At 59.9% G+C, this 2,984-nt stretch carries 5 protein-coding genes; all 5 read left to right on the forward strand.

Annotation, left to right across the window (positions count from 1 at the left end):
• On the forward strand, nt 1-213 hold a 213-nt coding region (locus tag ACXJ7R_RS28920; protein WP_457154812.1), incomplete at its 5' end, for a hypothetical protein.
• Between the two features lie 59 nt (nt 214-272).
• Nucleotides 273-1,076, forward strand: coding sequence for a sterol desaturase family protein (locus tag ACXJ7R_RS28925; RefSeq protein ID WP_457154813.1), 804 nt, complete (start codon nt 273-275; stop codon nt 1,074-1,076).
• Nucleotides 1,077-1,440: 364 nt separating this feature from the next.
• Nucleotides 1,441-2,139, forward strand: a complete 699-nt coding sequence (locus tag ACXJ7R_RS28930; RefSeq protein ID WP_457154814.1) for a DUF2161 domain-containing phosphodiesterase — start codon at nt 1,441-1,443, stop codon at nt 2,137-2,139.
• Between the two features lie 56 nt (nt 2,140-2,195).
• Nucleotides 2,196-2,624 (forward strand): DUF930 domain-containing protein, encoded by a 429-nt coding sequence (locus tag ACXJ7R_RS28935; RefSeq protein ID WP_457154815.1) that lies wholly within the window; start codon nt 2,196-2,198, stop codon nt 2,622-2,624.
• Nucleotides 2,625-2,811: 187 nt separating this feature from the next.
• Nucleotides 2,812-2,984, forward strand: a 173-nt coding sequence (locus tag ACXJ7R_RS28940) for a TerC family protein (protein ID WP_457154816.1), incomplete at its 3' end; no start/stop codon positions are given.

The following is a 2,984-nucleotide window of genomic DNA, read 5'->3' on the forward strand; positions in this document are numbered from 1 at the left end:
CACATAGCCAGCGTGCACTCGCGGCAAAACGATGCCGAACTGGAGCACCTGCGCTCGGACAATTCGCGGCTGGTCGAGGAGATTGAACATGCGCGAAAGGCAAGCCGGGACGCACAGGCTCGCCAGGACGCCATAACCTCCAGCACGACCTGGCGTGCATCCGCCCCGGTAAGGGCGGTGGTCGATTGCATCAAACGTGGCTTTGCGCGCTAGACTAGCGAATCACCGGCTTTCCGCGGGTGACACGAAGCCAGGGCGATAGAGGCGGGTGAATGGATATCTTTGGTATCAAGGCGCTGTTGATCTGCGCGCTGATCTTCATTCCGTTCGAACATCTTTTTGCCGAGCGGCCGCAAAAGATCCTCCGCGAGGGCTTTGCCGTCGATGTGATCTACCTGCTGTTCAACAGCTTCATCGTAAAGGCGGCCGTCGTTTTGATGGCCGCCGGTGTCCTCGGGCTCGCTGCCATGCTTGTCCCGCAATCGATAACGCAAGCCGTTGGCAGTCAGCCCGTCTGGCTACAGGTTGCGGAAATCATCCTGATCACCGATCTCGGCGTCTACTGGGCACATCGCGCCTTTCATAAAATCCCTGCGCTTTGGAAGTTCCATGCCATTCATCACGGCATCAAGGAGTTGGACTGGCTCGGTGCTTTCCACTCTCACCCGGTCGACATCATAGTCACGAAGGCAATATCGCTGACGCCGGTCTTTTTCCTCGGGTTCTCGGAAGTCTCGATCGCCATCTTTTCGGTCATCTACTTATGGCACACGATGTTGGTCCATTCGAACATGCGGATTTCGTTAGGCCCTTTGAAGTGGCTGATCGCCAGCCCGCAGTTCCATCGCTGGCATCACGCCAATCAGCGCGAAGCCTATGACAAGAACTTCGCCGGGCAATTGCCCTTCCTCGACGTGATGTTCGGTACCTATAATGCCACCGGCAACAAGGTGCCGGAGAAGTACGGCGTCGATGATCCGGTCCCTTCGACCTACTTTGGTCAGATCGGCTATCCGCTCCAGCCCCGCAAGCAGCTATCTAGTCCGGCAGCACCGACCACTGAAGCGGAAGGCTGACGTCGTAAGGCGGCGTCGCGACAGGTTTGCTTCCCCTTCGCGAGCGCCAGTACGGTTCATTGAAAAAAGAAAACCCCACCGGCRGGGACCAGAGGGGTCATCTTGGGAGGACGCGCGTCACGCTGCGTTCGTCAATCGCGCATTGGTTAATTATCGCGCGATTGCGACACTGATGCGACACAAGTGCATTAGTCGTTTCTAATTTTCCGGACGGCGGCGCCACTTTTTCATGATCATAGGCATCGCGATGCTGGGCTCGCTGGCTTCCATGTCCTCAACGGAGAGCTGTTCGGCAAAGGAGACTGTCTCCTGCTGTGCGCTGGCAGGAAGGCTTTTTGCGCCGAATCGGCTAAGTCTCCTCTGTATGAACGAGACCTCACTTTATGCGCCGGTGAAGCGGTTCCTCGAAGGCCTCGACTTCGTCGTGAAGGGTGAGATCGGTGGCTGCGACATCGTCGCGTTGCGCGACGGAGAGCCGCCCATCGTCGTCATCTGCGAACTGAAGCTGCAGTTCAATCTTGAACTCGTGCTGCAGGGCGTGGACCGCGCGACGTCCTGCGACGAGGTGTGGCTGGCCGCGCGCATGTCGGCCCGCGGCAAGGGACGCGAAAGCGATGCGCGGTTTCGCAATCTCTGCCGCCGGCTTGGCTTCGGCTTGCTTGGCGTGACCGCGAGCGACCGGGTCGAGGTGCTTCTCAGCCCGATCGCCATGGCGCCGCGCAAGAATGCGCACCGGCGCTCTCGCCTGGTCGACGAGCACCAGCGCCGTCGCGGCGATCCCGTTGCGGGAGGAGGATCGCGCAATCCGATCATGACCGCCTATCGCCAAAGCGCGCTTGCCTGCGCCGCCGCCATGGCGGATGGACCCAAGCGTCCGCGTGATCTGACGGCGCTGACGCCGATCGCGCCGAAGATTCTGCGGCACAATGTCTATGGCTGGTTCGCGCGCGTCGACCGCGGCCTCTACGATCTCACGGATGCCGGCCGTGCCTCGTTGGTCCGTTGGCCGCAACCATCGCATGATGAATCTCGACACGCAATTTTGAACGAACCGGCCGTTTGATTGAAGGGTCCTGCAGGCTTCGGGGCCCTCCCCTTGGTTGATTTTTCCGGTAAAATATGATGCTTGTCCCACCCATGAAGAAGCTCTGCATGATGGCCCTGGCGTCCGTGACACTGGGTTTTGCGTCCGTGACACTGGGTTTCCCGGCCAACGCAATGGACAATGCCTTGCGCGCCGGCCTGTTGAAACTCGACCCCCAAACCCGCCTTGAACAGCGTTGCGATGCCGAAGTGCTCGACCGGATCACCCATGACGATCGCAAGTTCAAGGCGGATCGCGTCGTTGCCTACGCCTTCGCGACGCCCGAGATGGGCGCCGATGCGATCAGAAGTCCGGGTGCTGCATTTCGTAGCAAGGGGCAATGGTACCGGTTGAAATTCAAATGCCAGACGGCGCCCGACCATATGGAAGTATTGCAGCTCCGCTATCGGATCGGCGACGAGATTCCGGAAGCCGAGTGGGCAAAGTATAATCTCTACGATTGATTGGCAGTTGGCCGCGGTGGTTCTGCCCGGCTACGGGCGCGTGCGGCCGCTCCCTCAACGCGGCTTCAGTGCAAAGATGGTTTGATCACGTCGCCGTGAGTGATCCCTTGACGCCAAGGGACCACCAAGTTAGGGCCGTCCTGAATAATCGACGAACACTCGGCAAATCAGCAAGGGCTTCCGGTCGATGGACATTTTCAGCGCTGCCAGCCTGACCGCCTTGCTCCAGGTCATCGCCATCGACCTCGTGCTTGCTGGCGACAATGCGATCGTCATCGGCCTTGCTGCCGCCGGCCTGCCGGCCGAACAACGCAAGAAGGCGATCCTCATCGGCGTGCTGGCGGCAACGGTGCTGCGCAT

The organism is Mesorhizobium sp. P5_C1, from assembly GCF_054049815.1.